Genomic DNA, 14,884 nt, shown 5'->3' with positions numbered 1-14,884 from the left:
CGAAACCCTGCGGCTGGGGTGGGTTTCGAGACGAACGCTTCGCGTTCTCCTCAACCCGCATGAGGACGGCTCCTCAACCCGCATGCGGCCGGCTCCTCAACCCGCGTGGCCGAAGGCGACGACCGCGTTCTGGCCGCCGAAGCCGAAGGCGTTAGTGACCGCGTGGCGCACGACCGCCTCGCGCGCCGTGTTCGGCACGTAGTCAAGGTCGCACTCGGGGTCGGGAGTCGTGTAGTTGATCGTCGGGGGAATCACGCCTTCGCTGATCGACAGCGCGCACAACATGCTCGCCAGCGCACCGGCCGCGCCGATGAGATGCCCCGTCATCGACTTGGGCGCAGTCACCTGCAGCCCGCGCGTCGCCGCCCCGAACGCCTGATGGATCGCCGCCGTCTCGGTGCGGTCGTTCGCTTTGGTCGAGGTGCCGTGTGCACACACAAGATCGACATCGGATGCCGCGAGCCGCGCCCTGCCCAGGGCCCTCGTGATCGCCTGTGTCGCATAGGTCGCGCTGGGCTCCGGCGCGACCACGTTGAACGCGTCGCTCGTGAGCGCCCCGCCGAGCACCTCGGCGTAGATGTGCGCACCTCGGGCGCGCGCGTGCTCGAGCGTCTCCATGACGAAGACCACCGCGCCCTCGCCGAACACGAAGCCGTCGCGATCCGCGTCGAACGGCCGGCTCGCCTCGGTGGGCGCATCGTTACGGGTCGAGAGCGCGTGCATGGCGTTCAGGCCCTGGAACATGACGGGTGTGATGGCGGCGTCGGTGCCACCGGCGATGACGACGTCCGCCTCATCCGCTAGTAGAAGGCGTCTGGCCTCGAGCAGGGCGTACGCGCCGCTCGCGCAGGCCAGGGCGCTCGCGTTGACCGGGCCGTGGATGCCCATGTCGATGGCGATCTCGCACGCCGGCATGTTCGTGAGGGCGCTCGGCACGAACCGCGGGCTCATGTGCCGGGCGCCGTCGGAGTGGAAGACCTCGGTGGCATCTTGCACCTCGGCGAACCCCGAGACCGCGCTGTTCACGATGACGCCCGTCTCGATGCCGGTCAGGTCGGCGGGCAGCCCGGCATCCGCGACGGCCTCGCGTGCCGCGACCACCGCGAGCTGCGACGTGCGCGACATGCGGTTGACCTGCTTGACCGACAGCGTCTCGTGCGGGTCGAAGCCCTTCACCTCGGCGGCGATCTGCGTGGCGAAACCGCTCGCATCGAACTGGGTGATGCGGTCGATGCCGCTTCTGCCCGCGACGAGCGACGACCATGTCTCGCGCCACGTGTTGCCCAGCGGGGTCAGCGCCCCCAGCCCCGTGATGACGATGCGTTCACCCATTCACGCCTCCCGACTTCTCATACTGCCTCACGCCGCGCCGCGGGCGATAGCCGTGCCCGCGCGCAGCCCGTGCTCGAACGCGCGCACGGCGTTGAGGCCGGTCGCGTCGAGTGCTCCCCCAATGACGGTGTGGCGGATGCCCGCCTCCGCGAGCACCGCCGACAAGGGGGCGTGCGGTTCCTGCCCTGCCGCGACGATGACCGTGTCGGCCGCGATGAGCTGCTCGACGCCGTCGTGCGTGATGCGCACGCCGCCGGGCTCGATGCCGAGGTAGGCGACGCCCGTGAGGGTGCGCACTCCGCCGCGGCGAATCGCCTGCACGGCGGCCCAGCGGGTGGTGATGCCCATGCCGGCGCCGATCGCGCCGGCGCGGCGCATGACGGTGACGTTTCGGTCGCCTTCCTGCAGGCGCCCTGCCTCGATGCCGTTGGTGACCAGGAAGCGGGCGCGCCTGGCCTCGTCGCTCGCGTCGGTCTCCGAGGGCTCGACGAGCAGGTGCGCGAGGTCGACCGCGATGCCGCCGGCGCCGAGGATGGCGACGCGCCGACCGACCGAGGCGGGGTCGGCGAAGGCCTGCGCGTAGTCGATGACGTGCGGGGAGGCGATGCCCGGCAGCTCGAGGCGGCGCGGCAGCACGCCCGTGGACACGATGACGTCGTCGAAGCCGGCGAGGCCTGCGGCGTTGTGTACGCGCTCGCCGAGGCGCAGTTCGACACCAAGACGGGCGAGCTCACGCTCGAAGTAGCGCACCGTTTCGAGGAAGTCGGACTTGCCCGGCACCGCTCCCGCCATGAGGAACTGGCCACCGATGCGGTCGGCGCCCTCGAAGAGGGTGACGCGGGCGCCCGCGGTGGCGGCGGCCCGGGCGGCCTCCATGCCGGCGGGGCCGGCACCGATGACGGCGAGAGCCGGTTGGGGAGCGGCGGAGCCGCGTCTCGAAACCTGGTCGCTGGGTTTCGAGACGGCGCTGCGCGCCTCCTCAACCCGCTCGGCTCGTCGCGGTTTCGAGACGGCGCTGCGCGCCTCCTCAACCCGCTCGGCTCGTCGCGGTTTCGAGACGGCGCTTCGCGCCTCCTCAACCCGCTCTGCTCGTCGCGGTTTCGAGACGGCGCTTCGCGCCTCCTCAACCCGCTCGGCTGCAGGGAACTCGAGTTCGCGGCCCGCGCGCGGGTTCACCGTGCACGACACCGGCTCGAGACCGAAGGTGCGGTCGATGCACGCCTCGTTGCAGCCGATGCACGTGTTGACCAGCTCCGGCCGGCCGGCGAACGACGACGCGATGATGCGCGCATCCGCGAGAAAGGGCCGCGCCATCGAGACCAGGTCCGCGGCACCCGACGCGAGCACCCGCTCGGCCTGCGCCAGCGTGTTGATGCGGTTCGAGGCGATCACCGGCACGGATTCGCCCGCCGCCGCAAGCGCACCCTTCACGCGCGCGGCCACATCGACCCACGCCCCATGCGGCACCATCGACTGCACGGTCGGCACCTTCGCCTCGTGCCAGCCCACGCCGACGTCGATCGCGTCGGCCCCCGCCCGGGCGAGCGCCACCGCCAGCGCGTCGACCTCGTCGGGCGTGGATGAGCCGGGCACGAGGTCGGCCCCCGACATCCGCACGATCACCGGAACCACCGCGCCGACCGCGGCCCGAACCGCGGCCAGCACCGCGAGCGGGAACGCCCGCCTGCGCTCGGCGTCGCCACCCCATGCGTCGTCGCGCAGGTTCGTGACCGGCGAGGCGAACTCGTTGATGAGGTAGCCCTCTGACCCCATGATCTCGACGGCATCGAAGCCCAGCTCGACCGCGACCGCCGCGGCGGAGGCGAAATCGGCGATGGTCGAGCGGATGCCCGCCTCGCCGAGCGCCTCCGGTTCCGCCCGGGAGAACGTGCTGTAGACGGCCGACGGCGCCACCGGCCGCAGCCCGAACGACGACTCGAATGCGTAGCGGCCCGCGTGGAAGAGCTGCAGCGCGATCAGCGCGCCCTCCGCGTGCACGGCATCGACCACCGGCCGCCAGCGCTCGGCGTGCTCCGGCTCGTTGATGAGCGTGTAGCCCGCGTTGCCGGCCCCCACACGGCTGACCGCCGCGCCACCCGTGATGATCAGGCCGGCGCCACCACGGGCACGCTCGCCGTAGAAGGCGGCGAGCGCATCCGCTGGACCGTGCTCGTGGTTGAGGTGCATCGAGCCCATGACCACGCGGTGCGGCAGGCGCAGTCGACCGAGCGCCAGCGGGGTGCGCACGCTCGGGTACAGCGCGTCGGCGGCCGCGCCGGCGTGTTCAGCGGTCTCGGGCACGGCGCTCAGCCGCGGGTGGGGCGCGGCGGGATGCCCAGCGGCTCGGTCGTGTCGTGCCAGTACGGCGGCGCCGCCACCGTCATGCCGCCGTCGACCACGAGCGTCTGGCCGGTCATGTACGACGACTTCTCGGAGAGCAGGAACTCGATGGCGTTCGCCATGTCGTCAACCGTTCCGGGCCGGCCGAGCGGGATCGCCTTCAGCACGCTCTCCATGGGGGCCATGCCGGGCATCGAGTAGAAGTACTCGAGCGAGTCGGAGTCGATGAGGCCGCCGTTGACCCCGTTCACGTTGATGCCGTAGTCGGCGAATTCCACCGCCATGAAGCGGATGAACGACTCGACCGCCGCCTTGTACGAGCCGAGCGCGGCGTACGTGGCGAACCCGCGCATGCTGCCGTAGCTCGATACGGCCACGATGCGGCCGCCCTGATCCATGAGCTTCACGGCCTCCTGCGCGCCCAGCACGAACGGGCGCACGTTCATAGCGTACGAGCGGTCGAGGTGATGCGTCTTCAGGTCGACCACGCGCTTGAACGCCGCCGCCGCCGCATTGTTCACGAAGAAGTCGAGCCGGCCATACGTCTCGGCCACGGTGTCGAAGAGCCGCACGATGTCTTCGGGGTTCTCCACGTCGGCGCCCACCGCGATGCCGTCGCCGCCGGCCGCGCGCGCCTCGGCGACCACCTGCTCGGCGAGCTCGGCGTTCTTGCGATAGTTCACGACGACCGTCGCGCCCTCGGCCGCGAGCTTCAGCGCCAGGTTACGGCCGATGCCGCGCGAGGCGCCGGTGATGAGCGCGATGCGACCGGCGTACGAGCCGCTCTCGCTCGCAGGTTCCTCGCTCCTCGGCAGCACAGCTGCCTCGGCACTGGCGTCGCCGATGGCTTCGCCATCGTTTGAGCTCCAGCGTGCTGAGTCGGTCACCTGGTCTTCTCCTTCGCGGCCTTCGCCGCCGCCCTCACGAAGACGTCGCGGGCCACGACCGTCTTCTGAATCTCATTCGTGCCCTCTTCGAACCGCTGCGCCCTCGCGTCGCGGTACACCCGCTCGATCTTCTCGCTCTTCCAGTAGCCCAGCCCGCCGTGCACCTGCAGCGCCTTGTCGGTGACCCGGGTCAGCATGTCGACGGCGACCATCTTCGCCATTGACGACAGAGCGGATGCCGCATCCGCGCCCTCTTCCCACTGCCTCGCCGCGTGCAGCACCAGCTGCTTCGCCGCCTCGATGTCGGCCTCGTTCTCGGCGATCATGAACGCGATGGCCTGCCGGCTCGCGATGGGCTTGCCGAACGTGACGCGCTTGGCCGCGTACTCGACGGCGAGTTGCTGCGCGCGCTCCGCGAGGCCGACGCAGCTCATGGCGACCGAGATGCGGCTGGGGGTGAGGAACCCGCCGAGCGCGATCTCGAGGCCGTCGCCCTCGTCGCCGAGCCGCTGGGAGACGGGCACGGGCGTGTTGTCGAACGTGAGGCGGGCGTGGTCGGTGCCGCGCACGCCCATGGTGTTCGAGGTGTCCTCGACGGTGACGCCGTCGGCATCGCGGTCGACGATGAGGCCGACGAGGCCGTCTTTGCCGCTCGAGCCCTCGAGCCTGGCGAAGAGCAACCAGTAGTCGCAGGCGACGCCGAACGTGATGAGGTGCTTGCGGCCGCTCAGGTAATAGGTGTCGCCCTCGCGCCGAACCGTGCAGGTGATGTCGGCGCCCGAACCGTTGTCCGGCTCGGTCAGAGTGAATGCGACGAGCTTGTCGCCCGAGATCGACGGCTTCACGAACTTCTCACGCTGCTCGTCGTCGGCATACGGGTTCATGGCGCGCCAGGTGCCGTTGATGACGTGCACGAGCATGCGGATGGAGGCGTGCGAGCGGGAGAAGACCTCCATGAGGCCCATCCACTGGCTGAAGCTGAGGCCCCGGCCGCCCAGCTCGACGGGGGCGGCCATGCTCAGGTAGCCGTTGGTCTTCAGCTCGTCGAAGAGCGCCCGGGGAACCTCCCCCGTCTCCTCGATGCGCTCGGCCCACTCCTCGCCGGGGCCGTCGACCCACGCCGTGACGCGGGCGAGTAGTTCGTCGTACTCAGGCTGTTCGATGCGGCTGGCGGGGCGCTCGAACTCGGTCTGGGTGCTGGTCATTGAGGGTGTTCTCCTTCGCAGGGTGCGATAGTGCGCTGAGTCGCTGTGGCTTCAGCGTGGCAGCCTGCTCGCGGAGCAGGAACTTCTGGACCTTCCCGACGGCGTTGCGCGGAATGGCGTCGATGATCTCGAGGCGCTCCGGCCAGTAGTGCTTCGACACCTCGTTGGTGTCGAGGAACTTCTGCATCTGCCCAAACGTGAGCGAGGCGCCCTCGTTCAGGGTGACGAACGCGCAGGCGCGCTCGCCCAGCCGCTGGTCGGGCATGGCCACGATGGCGACGTCATCGATGGCCTCGTGCTGGTAGAGCAGCTGCTCGATCTCAGAGACCGGGATCTTCTCGCCGCCGCGGTTGATCACGTCTTTCATTCTGCCCGTGATGCGCAGGTAGCCGTCGTCGTCGATGGTCGCCAGGTCGCCCGTGCGGTACCAGCCGTCTTCGGTGAACACCTCGTCGGTCAGGTCGGGGCGGTCGAGATAGCCGTCGAACACGGTCGCGCTCGTGAGCTCGAAGTTGCCCTCGACGCCCGCCGGCAGCGGCTGACCCTCATCGTCGACGATGCGCAGGCGGGCGCCGGGCATGGCCTTGCCGTCGGTACCCCACGCCTTGGCCGCCGGATCGGCCGGGCTCGACAGGGCGCCGAGACCCGTCTCGGTCGTGCCGAACGCCCCGCAGACGGCGGCCCCGAGAACGCGGGTGGCACGCTCGGCGAGCGCGCGCGGCACCGCGGCGCCGGTGGCGACGAAGATGCGCAGCGCCTTCGGGGCGGGCGTGCCCGCCTCGATCTCACGCACCAGGTCGGTGAGGAACGGGGTGGCGGCCTGAACGAACGTGCCCTCCCACGCCTGCAGCACCTCGATCGCCCGCTTGGCGTCCCAGACCGCCTGCACGATCTCGGGCACGCCGAGCACCCACGACAGCCACATGCCGTAGAGGAACCCGGTCTGGTGCGCGAGCGGCGACGGAATGTAGATGGAGTCGGTCGAGTTCAGCGGCAGTTGCTCGACCTCCATCCACGCGGCGCGGCTGAGGCTCTCGTGGCGGTGCACGACGCCCTTGGGCTCGCCGGAGGTGCCCGAGGTGAAGAGGAGCTGCGCAGCATCCGCTGGTTTGGGAGCGCGCGCATCGATGGCCGCACGGTCGACGTGGGCCCACGCGGTAGCCCGGTGCCAGGCCTGCCAGCGGATGGCGGGATTCTCGCACGCCGGCAGAACGTGGGCGACGCCGGGCGTGCCGTGCAGCACGAGCACGTTCTCGACGAGGATGCCCTCGGCGGCCTGCGGGTTGTCGAAGATCTGCGCGGCCTCGCGGTCGTGCTGCCTGCCGCGGAAGTTGTCGGCGACCACGAATAGCTTGGCCTTGGAGCGACGCAGCGCGTACGCCACCTCGCGCTGGCGGAAGATCGGCATGATCGGGCAGACGACGGCGCCGATGCGCATGGCCGCCGCGGCGATCACGACGAACTCGCGGCAGTTGGGCAGCTGCACGGCGATGCGGTCGCCGTGCGCCACGCCCATCTCGAGGAACATCGCGGCCGCCTTGTCGACGGCGTGGTCGAGCTCGCTCCAGCTCATGTGGTCGGTGCGCGTGGGCGCGGCGTCGACCACCGCGAGCGCGTGCGGCTTCTCGGTGGCCCACTTGCGGATCCACTCGGCGCCGGTCACTCGGCTGGCGGCCTCGACGTCGCCGTCGGGGCGCCGGTAGCGGGCGGTGGGCTTCGCGGGGCCGTCCTCCACCTGCATGTTGACGTGCAGGTCGTGCATGGCGTCGAGGAACTGCGGGTACGAGATGCGGTACGCGTTCGGGAACGTGAGCGTCGATCGCCCCTCGGCCGCGGACGCCGCCACCGCGAGCGACATGAGAACGCGGTGGTCGTTGAACGACGAGAGGTGGGCACTATGCAGGCGCTCGACACCGCGGATGCGCAGGTCGGTGCCGTCGAACTCGAGATTGCCGCCCATCTCGTTCAGCTGCAGCATGGAGACGACGCGGTCGGATTCCTTCAGCCGCACATGTTCTACGTTGTGGAACACGCTCTCGCCCTCGGCGAAGGCGGCCATGGTCGAGAGAATGGGCAGCATGTCCGGCACGTCGCGGCAGTCGATCTCGGTGGCCTTCAGGCGCACGCCGTCGTGCAGCACGCGCACGCCATCCTCGGCGGCGTCGTAGACCATGGGCAGGCCCATGTCGCGCACGATGCCGAGGAAGTCGGCCTCCGGGTGGTCCACGCGGTCCGGCGCGGTGTCGCGCAGGCCCCGCAGCAGCACATCAGAGGGGTGGATGCCGGCGAGCGCGAGTCCGAACGCCGCGGAACCGATGTCGGGCGGCAACTGCAGGTCGGCCGGTCGGGCGCTCTGGTTCGGTTCGATCTCGTAACGGCGCCCATCCGCCGACGCCTCGACGTGCAGGCCGAACTGGCCCATCATGCGAACCGTGAGGTCGATGTAGCTGCGCTCGTTGAACTCGCCGTCGACGATGACGGTGGTGTGCTCCCTCGCGAAGGGGGCCAGGAGCAGCAGGGCGGAGACCCACTGCGAGAGCGTGCCGGCGATGTGCACCGTGCCGCCGCGAGGGCGGCCATGCCTCACCTGGATGGGCGGGCAGTCTGTCGGCGAGGCGACCTCCACGCCCATCTGACCGAGTGCGCGCAGCAGCGGACCGATTGGTCGGCGCTGAAAGTACTTCTGGCCGGTGACCGTGACGTCGCGGTCGGCGAGCGCCGCGAGGCCCACCATGAAGTAGAGCGTCGTGCCCGAGCTGCCGGCCGTGATCGCTTCGCTGCGGGGGTGGTACGGCCCGCCGTGCACGATGAAGGTGTCGCCGTCGATCTCGATCTTCGTGCCGAGCGAGCGCAGCAGCGTGACGGTGTACTGCACGTGGCGTGCGTCGCTGAGGCCGGTGATGCGGCTGACGCCCGGCGCGAGCGAGGCGAGGATGAGCGCGCGATGCGCGTGGTACTTGGAGTTCGGCACCTGCACTGCGCCGTGAACCCGATCTGAGGTGCCAGCGACGGACAAGTGCATGTGACCAACTCCTTCACCGACGAATCGGGATTCTTTTGTGTCGTCTGCTCGCCGGCTCCGTGCGGAAGCCGGAAAGAGCGCATCCATACGCTACTCGCGCCGGGGCCCGATGCAAATTCACCTCACCCCACGATGGGGGGGCACGGCGGGCCAGCGGCGGGATTCTGCTGCCGCAACGATCTCGAGCAGGGCCGTGCGCAGCGCGGCCGCATCCGTCACCTGGGGAAACAGTTCGGCCTCGATGCGCTGAGCCCGCTGCCACACCTCGGCGCCGGCGGAAGTTCGCGAGACGACGTGCCTGCGGCGGTCGGCGGGATCGGGCACGCGGGCGACCCAACCGGCGCGCTCGAGCCGGTCGAGCGTGCGCGACATGGTCTGCGCCTCCACGCGTGCGTGGCGGGCGAGCTCGCTCTGGCTCGTGTCGCCCAGGTCGAGCAGATGCAGCACGATGAGGCCGGCGTGCGTGAGGCCGAGCCGCTCGAGCGCGTCGGACCACGCGTGCTCGACGAGGCGCGACGCCGTCGAGAGAAGGCGCCCGGTCGGCCAGTGGTCGGGGCGGTGCACGTCGTCGGCGGGGACGGAGAGCGGCTCACCGGCATCCATGCATTCAACGATAGTGCTAGCGTGAAATTAGTAAGCCGGCTGAGCAATTCGAGCCGGCCACCGTCTCACCTCACGTACCTCGCCTCGCCCCGCAGGGAGCCGTCAATGACCGCACGCCGCCGCTGGTTCGGACTCGTCTTCATCAGCATCGCCGTCTCGCTCATCATCGTGGACTCGACGATCGTGAACGTGGCGATCCCGTCGATCGTCGACGACCTCGGCATCAGTTCGACGCAGGTGCAGTGGGTGCAGGAGTCGTACACGCTCGTGTTCGCCGCGCTGCTCATCGTGTTCGGCACGCTTGCCGACCGGTTCGGGCGGCGGCGCATGATGACCGTCGGCGTCGTCGTGTTCGTGCTGTCGTCACTGCTGGCGGCGCTGGCGCCGAACGGCGAGCTGCTGATCGCGGCGCGCGTCGTGCAGGGCATCGGCGGGGCCATGGTGCTGCCGACGACGCTCTCGCTCATCAACGCGACGTTCCGCGGGCGCGACCGGGCCGTCGCCTTCGCCGTGTGGGGCTCGACCATCGGCGGCATGGCGGCGCTCGGACCGCTGCTGGGCGGCTGGCTCACCACCGACTTCTCGTGGCGCTGGGCATTCGGCATCAATCTGCCCCTCGGCGCCATCGCGGTCATCGGCGCGATGGTGGCCGTGCAGGAATCGAAGGAAGCGGATGCGGGACGCGTCGACATCGTCGGCGCCATCCTCTCGGTGCTCACTGCCGGCTCGCTCGTGTTCGGCCTCATCGAGGGGCGCACGTACGGCTGGTGGCTTGCCAAGGACGGCGCGGCGTTCGGCGACTGGACCTGGCCGCTCGGCCTCTCGCCGATCCCGCTGGTGTTCGCGCTCACGCTCGTGGCGGGCGTGCTGTTCGTGGCGTGGGGACTGCGGCGGCAGAAGCGCGGGCAGAGCGCCATGATCGCGTTCAGCCTGTTTCGGCTGGCGTCGTTCCGCAACGGCAACATCGCCGCCCTCGTGGTGAGCCTGGGCGAGCTCGGCATGATCTTCTCGCTGCCGCTGTGGCTGCAGAACGTGCTCGGCTACAGCGCGCTGCAGGCCGGGCTCATGCTGGTGGCGCTCGCGAGTGGGTCTTTCGTTTCGAGCGGCCTCGTGCATCCGCTGTCCCAACGCATGTCGGCGGTGGCGGTCGTGCGCATCGGGCTGGCGTGCGAGATCGTGGGCGTGCTGGGCATCGGGTTCTTCGTGGCGTACGACACCCCCTGGTACGCCGTCGTGCCGTCGCTGTTCGTCTACGGCATCGGCATCGGATTCGCGACCGCCCAGCTGACCGGCGTCATTCTGCGCGACGTGCCGGTTGAGCGCAGCGGGCAGGCCTCGGGCACGCAGAGCACCGCGCGGCAGGTGGGTTCGGCGCTCGGCATCGCCATTCTCGGAACGATCCTGTTCACGGGCCTCGGCAACCAGTTCGATAGCCGATTGGATGCTCGCGGCCTGCCGGCCGCTCAGCGCGAGCAGGTCGTGACGGCGGTCGTCGACTCGTCCGGCGCCGCCATACCGTCGCTCGCGAAGAGCGAGCGGACGCGCCCACTCGTGCGCGACGCGAAGATCGCGTTCAGCGACGCGACGAAGTTCGCCGCGTTCTCGGCGGCGGGGTTCCTGACGCTGGGGTTCCTGGCGACGCTGTCGCTGGGCCCGGCGCGCGACGAGCGCTCGGCCGAGCGCGAACCAACAGCGCGCGTCACGGGCGCTTCTTCTTCGTGAGGGTCTTCTCGTCGATGGGGGCCTCGCCGCTCTCGCGGAGGCGGCGGTAGTACTCGCGCGCCTCGCTCTGCCGCTCGGCCTCCACGCCGGTGGCGATCTCAGCGCGAATGTGCTCGGGGCCATACCCGAACGCGTTCACGAGGTCGACGGCGTGGGGGCGGATGCGCCTCAGCAGTCGATCGATGTACGCCGTCACGGCCTGTGCCCGCTGTGGGGACAGCCGCCCGTTCATCAGGTACCACGCCGCGTGCTTCTCGATGAGGCCGAGACCGAAGAGGTCCCGCAGCCAGGTCAGCACCTGCCGGGTGTCGGCATCCGGGGTCTGCTCGAGCGCGTCGCTGAATGCCTCCCACTGCAGCAGCTCGCCGTGCGCCCGAGCGGCCTCGATCAGCTGGTTCTGCTGGGAGTTGAAGAGGTCTGCGGCATCCTTCTTCGACAGCTTGCTCGCCGGGCGCAGCGCGGTGGCAACCTCGGCGACCATGGCCTCCACCCGGTCTGTCAGCAGCTCGCGCTGGGTGCTCGCCTCCTGCAGCCATCCCACGGAACGCGCCGTGGAGCCGAAGTCGCGCACCGTCTGCCCGAGCGAGCGCAGGCCGGCGTGGTAGGCGCGGTCGGCGGCCTGGGTCACGGCGTACCGGGCCAGCACACCGGCATCCGCGTGCGCGAACTGCTTGCTGAAGTCGGTGAGCAGGCGCTTGGAAACGAGCTGCAGCAGCACGTTGTTGTCGCCCTCGAAGGTGACGTACACGTCGAGGTCGGCGCGCAGTGACGTGAGCCGGTTCGCGGTCATGAAGCCGGCGCCGCCGCACGCCTCGCGCGCCTCCTGCAGCGTCGTGAGGGCGTGCCAGGTTGAGAGCGGCTTGAGCGCCGCGGCGATGGTCTCGAGGTCCTGGCGGTCGGCATCGGTGTCGGTGGCGCCACTGAACACGTCGTCGAACTTGTGCAGGAACACCTCGTGGGCGAAGCTCGCCGCATACGTCGTCGCGAGCAGCGGCAGAAGGCGGCGCTGGTGCCGCTGGTAGTCGAGGATCACCTGCTCCTCGCCGCCGCCGTCGCCCGAGGCGAACTGGCGGCGCTCGGCGGCATAGCGGATGGCGATGGTGAGCGCGATCTTCGATGCCACAACCGCCGAACCGTCGAGCGATACACGGCCCTGCACGAGCGTGCCGAGCATGGTGAAGAAGCGGCGGCCGGGGCTCGAGATGGGCGAGGTGTATGTGCCGTCCTCGGCGACGTCGCCGTACTTGTTGAGCAGGTCGGTGCGGGGAATGCGCACGTTCGTGAAGTGCAGACGGCCGTTGTCGATGCCGTTCAGCCCGCCCTTGAGCCCGTCGTCTTCGCCCCCGACGCCGGGCAGGAAGGCGCCGTCGGCGTCGCGGATGGGCACGTAGAACGCGTGCACGCCGTGGTTGACGCCCTTCGAGATGAGCTGCGCGAAGACGACCGCGGCGATGCCGTCGTTGCCCGCGTTGCCGAGGAACTCCTTCCACGCGCCCTTGAACGGCGTGTTGATCACGAATTCCTGAGTCTCGGGGTCGTAGGTGGCGGTCGTGGCTGCACTCGCGACATCCGACCCATGACCGATCTCGGTCATGGCGAACGCGCCGGGCGTCTTCAGGCTCATGATGTCTGGCAGGTACTTCTGGTGGTGGCGCTCGGTGCCCAGTTGCACGATGGCCGATCCGAACAGGCCCCATTGCACGCCAGACTTGATCTGCAGCGACGGGTCGGCTGCCACGAGCTCCTCGAAGCCGGCGATGTTGCCGCCGTTGTCCTCCTCGCCGCCGACGTCCTTGGGGAACGCGCGGTGCACCTGGCCGTTCTCGACGAGCAGGCTCAGCTGCCCGAAGGTGCGGGCGCGCTGGTCGGCGAGGCTGAGGCCCTCGACCTTCTGCATGTCGGGGCGGCCGGCGAGCTCACGCGCAGCACGGCGCACGTCGGCCCAGTCGCCGAGCAGCTGGGTCTCGAGGGCGGCGACGTCGACCTTCGGGGTGAGGGTGCCGGCCCGGCCGCTGCCGCTCGTGCCGCTGCGTGCACCCTGGGCGTCGGAGGCCTTTCGAGCGGAGTTGTGTGTGCGCGGTGCCGTGTCAACCATGGAACGTCCTTTGTTCTCTTTGCTCGTGTTCTCGCGTCTGCGTGCTCACGTAAGTCCATTCCACGCTAAGACGGATGCGGGCAGGCGAGAAGCCGTGCGTGCGGCATCTACAAACAGCCCCGGGGGCGGCTCGCGAGCCGCTGTGGGGAATCGACAGCGGCTCGCGGTCGCCGTCAGGAAGCCGGCGGCGTGAAGAGGTTGACCAGGTTGCCGTCAGGGTCACGGAAGAGTGCCGACCTGTTGCCCCAGGGCATCGTCGTCGGCTCGAGCACCACGTCGGCCAGACCGGGCCGCAGCCGCTCGAACTCGGAGTCGACGTCATCGACGAGGAACTCAATGATCACACTCGAGCCGGCGCCCGGTTTCGGCGCTGCCGACCCCAGCATCGCGACGGTGGCGGTGCTGCCGATGGCGAGCGTTCCGCGGTCGGTGCTGATCTGCGCGAACACCGGCGCCAGCCGAGCAGCGGTGATGCCGGTGACGAGCTCGTAGAAGGAGGCGAGCCGTTCGACGTCGTCGGTGATGAGGCGAATCGATGCGAATTCCATAGTGTCCTTTCACGCCGACCGAAGCGCCGACAGATCGAGCATCCTCGATGCCACCGACATCCGCGTCTCGCCTGCCCCTTGCCTTTCCCCCTTGCCGCCCCTTCTCCCCGTTCTCCCCTCGCTTACCTCAAGGCCGTGTCGCGTTTGTTCGTGACAGCCGGCGGGAATGACGGCACGATGAGTGTCGAGAGCATGGCGCACGCCGGCGTCGAGAAGAGGTGGGCATGGCACGAATGATCGCGCTGCTGCGCGGCGTGAACGTCGGCGGCATCACCATCAAGATGGCCGATCTGGCCGACGTCTTCCGCGGCCTCGGATACGCGGGGGTGAAGACGGTGCTCGCCAGCGGCAACGTGGTCTTCGAGGCGGATGCCGCGGCATCCGCTCTGAAGCCGGTTATCGAGACGGCCCTGCGCGACCGGTTCGGCTACGAGGCGTGGGTGCACGTGCTGAGCGTCGAGGAACTCGCGGCGGTCGTGGCGGCGTACCCGTTCGAGGAGCGGGAGGGGTGGCACGCGTACGTGATCTTCGTCATGGGTGGCGAGGTGGCGGGTGACTTTGTCGCGCTCGCGCCCGGGCTCGATGCCGATGAGCGCCTGCAGGATGGCGACGGGGTGCTCTACTGGAGCGTGCCGAAGGGGAACACGCTGGATAGCGTCGTCGGCAAGGCGAGCGGCAAGGCGAGGTACAAGGCGCAGAGCACGACGCGCAACCTGCGCACACTGCGCAAGCTGCTCGGTTAGGTGCCTGGGCTAGATGCCTTGGTGGGGCGTCGAGCGTACCGGGTCGCCCACCTTTGCCACCGTCAGCAGGATCACCGAATCCTCCTCGGCCTCGAGCGCGTGCCGGCTCTCCGGCACAATGAGCAGGTCGCCCGTCATGCCCGACCACGAGACGTCGCCGGCGAAGAGCAGCACGCGGCCGCTCAGCACGTAGATGGTCGACTCGCCCGGGCTCTCGTGCTCTTCCATGCGCTGGCCCGCGCGCAGGGCGATCACCGTCTGGCGCAGCACCCGCTCATGCCCGCTGTACACGGACGTCGCGCTGCGGCCGCTCGACGCGGTGCGGGCGTGCTCGAGCTGGTGTCGCGCCACCGCGATCAGGGACGTCTTCGTCACGATCGGCCTGCC

Annotated in this window: 11 protein-coding genes; 2 read left to right on the top strand and 9 right to left on the bottom strand. The window is 69.7% G+C overall.

Annotated features, from left to right (window positions below; all coding sequences use genetic code 11):
• Positions 1–96: 96 nt before the first annotated feature.
• The 6 genes from fabF to OSC27_RS12115 form a co-directional block, all read right to left on the bottom strand.
• Entirely contained in the window at positions 97–1,332 is a 1,236-nt protein-coding gene (gene fabF / locus OSC27_RS12140; protein WP_267181706.1) for a beta-ketoacyl-ACP synthase II, read from the bottom strand.
• Positions 1,333–1,359: 27 nt separating this feature from the next.
• Positions 1,360–3,633, bottom strand: coding sequence for an FAD-dependent oxidoreductase (locus OSC27_RS12135; protein WP_267181705.1), 2,274 nt, complete (start codon positions 3,631–3,633; stop codon positions 1,360–1,362).
• A 5-nt stretch (positions 3,634–3,638) separates the two neighbouring features.
• Positions 3,639–4,559, bottom strand: a complete 921-nt coding sequence (locus OSC27_RS12130; RefSeq protein WP_267181704.1) for an SDR family oxidoreductase — start codon at positions 4,557–4,559, stop codon at positions 3,639–3,641.
• A complete protein-coding gene (locus OSC27_RS12125; protein ID WP_267181703.1) occupies positions 4,556–5,764 on the bottom strand; it encodes an acyl-CoA dehydrogenase family protein in 1,209 nt (402 codons plus the stop codon). Before OSC27_RS12125 ends, OSC27_RS12130 begins: the two co-directional genes overlap by 4 nt.
• On the bottom strand, positions 5,709–8,786 hold the full coding sequence (aroA, locus tag OSC27_RS12120) for a 3-phosphoshikimate 1-carboxyvinyltransferase (protein WP_267181702.1): 3,078 nt from the start codon (positions 8,784–8,786) through the stop codon (positions 5,709–5,711). The genes OSC27_RS12125 and aroA overlap by 56 nt, the downstream gene beginning before the upstream one ends.
• Before the next feature lie 117 nt (positions 8,787–8,903).
• Complete coding sequence (locus OSC27_RS12115; protein ID WP_267181701.1) at positions 8,904–9,389, bottom strand: MarR family winged helix-turn-helix transcriptional regulator; 486 nt, start codon at positions 9,387–9,389, stop codon at positions 8,904–8,906.
• A 105-nt stretch (positions 9,390–9,494) separates the two neighbouring features.
• Here OSC27_RS12115 and OSC27_RS12110 point away from each other — a divergent pair, with 105 nt between their 5' ends.
• The gene (locus OSC27_RS12110; protein ID WP_267181700.1) at positions 9,495–11,111 is read left to right on the top strand and encodes an MFS transporter; all 1,617 of its coding nucleotides are present in this window, start codon (positions 9,495–9,497) and stop codon (positions 11,109–11,111) included.
• Here the strand turns inward: OSC27_RS12110 and OSC27_RS12105 are convergent.
• Complete coding sequence (locus OSC27_RS12105; RefSeq protein ID WP_267181699.1) at positions 11,089–13,206, bottom strand: acyl-CoA dehydrogenase; 2,118 nt, start codon at positions 13,204–13,206, stop codon at positions 11,089–11,091. The genes OSC27_RS12110 and OSC27_RS12105 overlap by 23 nt on opposite strands.
• Positions 13,207–13,379: 173 nt before the next feature.
• On the bottom strand, positions 13,380–13,754 hold the full coding sequence (locus tag OSC27_RS12100; protein WP_267181698.1) for a VOC family protein: 375 nt from the start codon (positions 13,752–13,754) through the stop codon (positions 13,380–13,382).
• A 224-nt stretch (positions 13,755–13,978) separates the two neighbouring features.
• Between OSC27_RS12100 and OSC27_RS12095 the strand changes: the two genes are divergently transcribed.
• Positions 13,979–14,497: a DUF1697 domain-containing protein gene (locus OSC27_RS12095; RefSeq protein WP_267181697.1), complete on the top strand. Its 519-nt coding sequence runs from the start codon at positions 13,979–13,981 to the stop codon at positions 14,495–14,497.
• A 9-nt stretch (positions 14,498–14,506) separates the two neighbouring features.
• On the opposite strand, the gene OSC27_RS12090 is transcribed toward OSC27_RS12095, so the two are convergent.
• The gene (locus OSC27_RS12090) at positions 14,507–14,872 is read right to left on the bottom strand and encodes a cupin domain-containing protein (protein ID WP_267181696.1); all 366 of its coding nucleotides are present in this window, start codon (positions 14,870–14,872) and stop codon (positions 14,507–14,509) included.
• Between the last annotated feature and the right edge of the window lie 12 nt (positions 14,873–14,884).

It is taken from the genome of Microbacterium sp. STN6 (assembly GCF_026410545.1).
In the GTDB taxonomy this organism is placed as follows: Bacteria; Actinomycetota; Actinomycetes; order Actinomycetales; family Microbacteriaceae; genus Root112D2.
The sequence above is the reverse complement of the archived record's forward strand: the minus strand, read 5'-3'. Positions and strand labels throughout refer to the sequence as shown.

Excerpts from the sequence above, each read along its gene's own strand:
- fabF (WP_267181706.1), bottom strand. The coding sequence starts at position 1,332 with ATGGGTGAACGCATCGTCATCACGGGGCTGGGGGCGCTGACCCCGCTG.
- OSC27_RS12125 (WP_267181703.1), bottom strand. The coding sequence starts at position 5,764 with ATGACCAGCACCCAGACCGAGTTCGAGCGCCCCGCCAGCCGCATCGAA.
- aroA (WP_267181702.1), bottom strand. The coding sequence starts at position 8,786 with ATGCACTTGTCCGTCGCTGGCACCTCAGATCGGGTTCACGGCGCAGTG.
- OSC27_RS12115 (WP_267181701.1), bottom strand. The coding sequence starts at position 9,389 with ATGGATGCCGGTGAGCCGCTCTCCGTCCCCGCCGACGACGTGCACCGC.
- OSC27_RS12110 (WP_267181700.1), top strand. The coding sequence starts at position 9,495 with ATGACCGCACGCCGCCGCTGGTTCGGACTCGTCTTCATCAGCATCGCC.
- OSC27_RS12105 (WP_267181699.1), bottom strand. The coding sequence starts at position 13,206 with ATGGTTGACACGGCACCGCGCACACACAACTCCGCTCGAAAGGCCTCC.
- OSC27_RS12100 (WP_267181698.1), bottom strand. The coding sequence starts at position 13,754 with ATGGAATTCGCATCGATTCGCCTCATCACCGACGACGTCGAACGGCTC.
- OSC27_RS12095 (WP_267181697.1), top strand. The coding sequence starts at position 13,979 with ATGGCACGAATGATCGCGCTGCTGCGCGGCGTGAACGTCGGCGGCATC.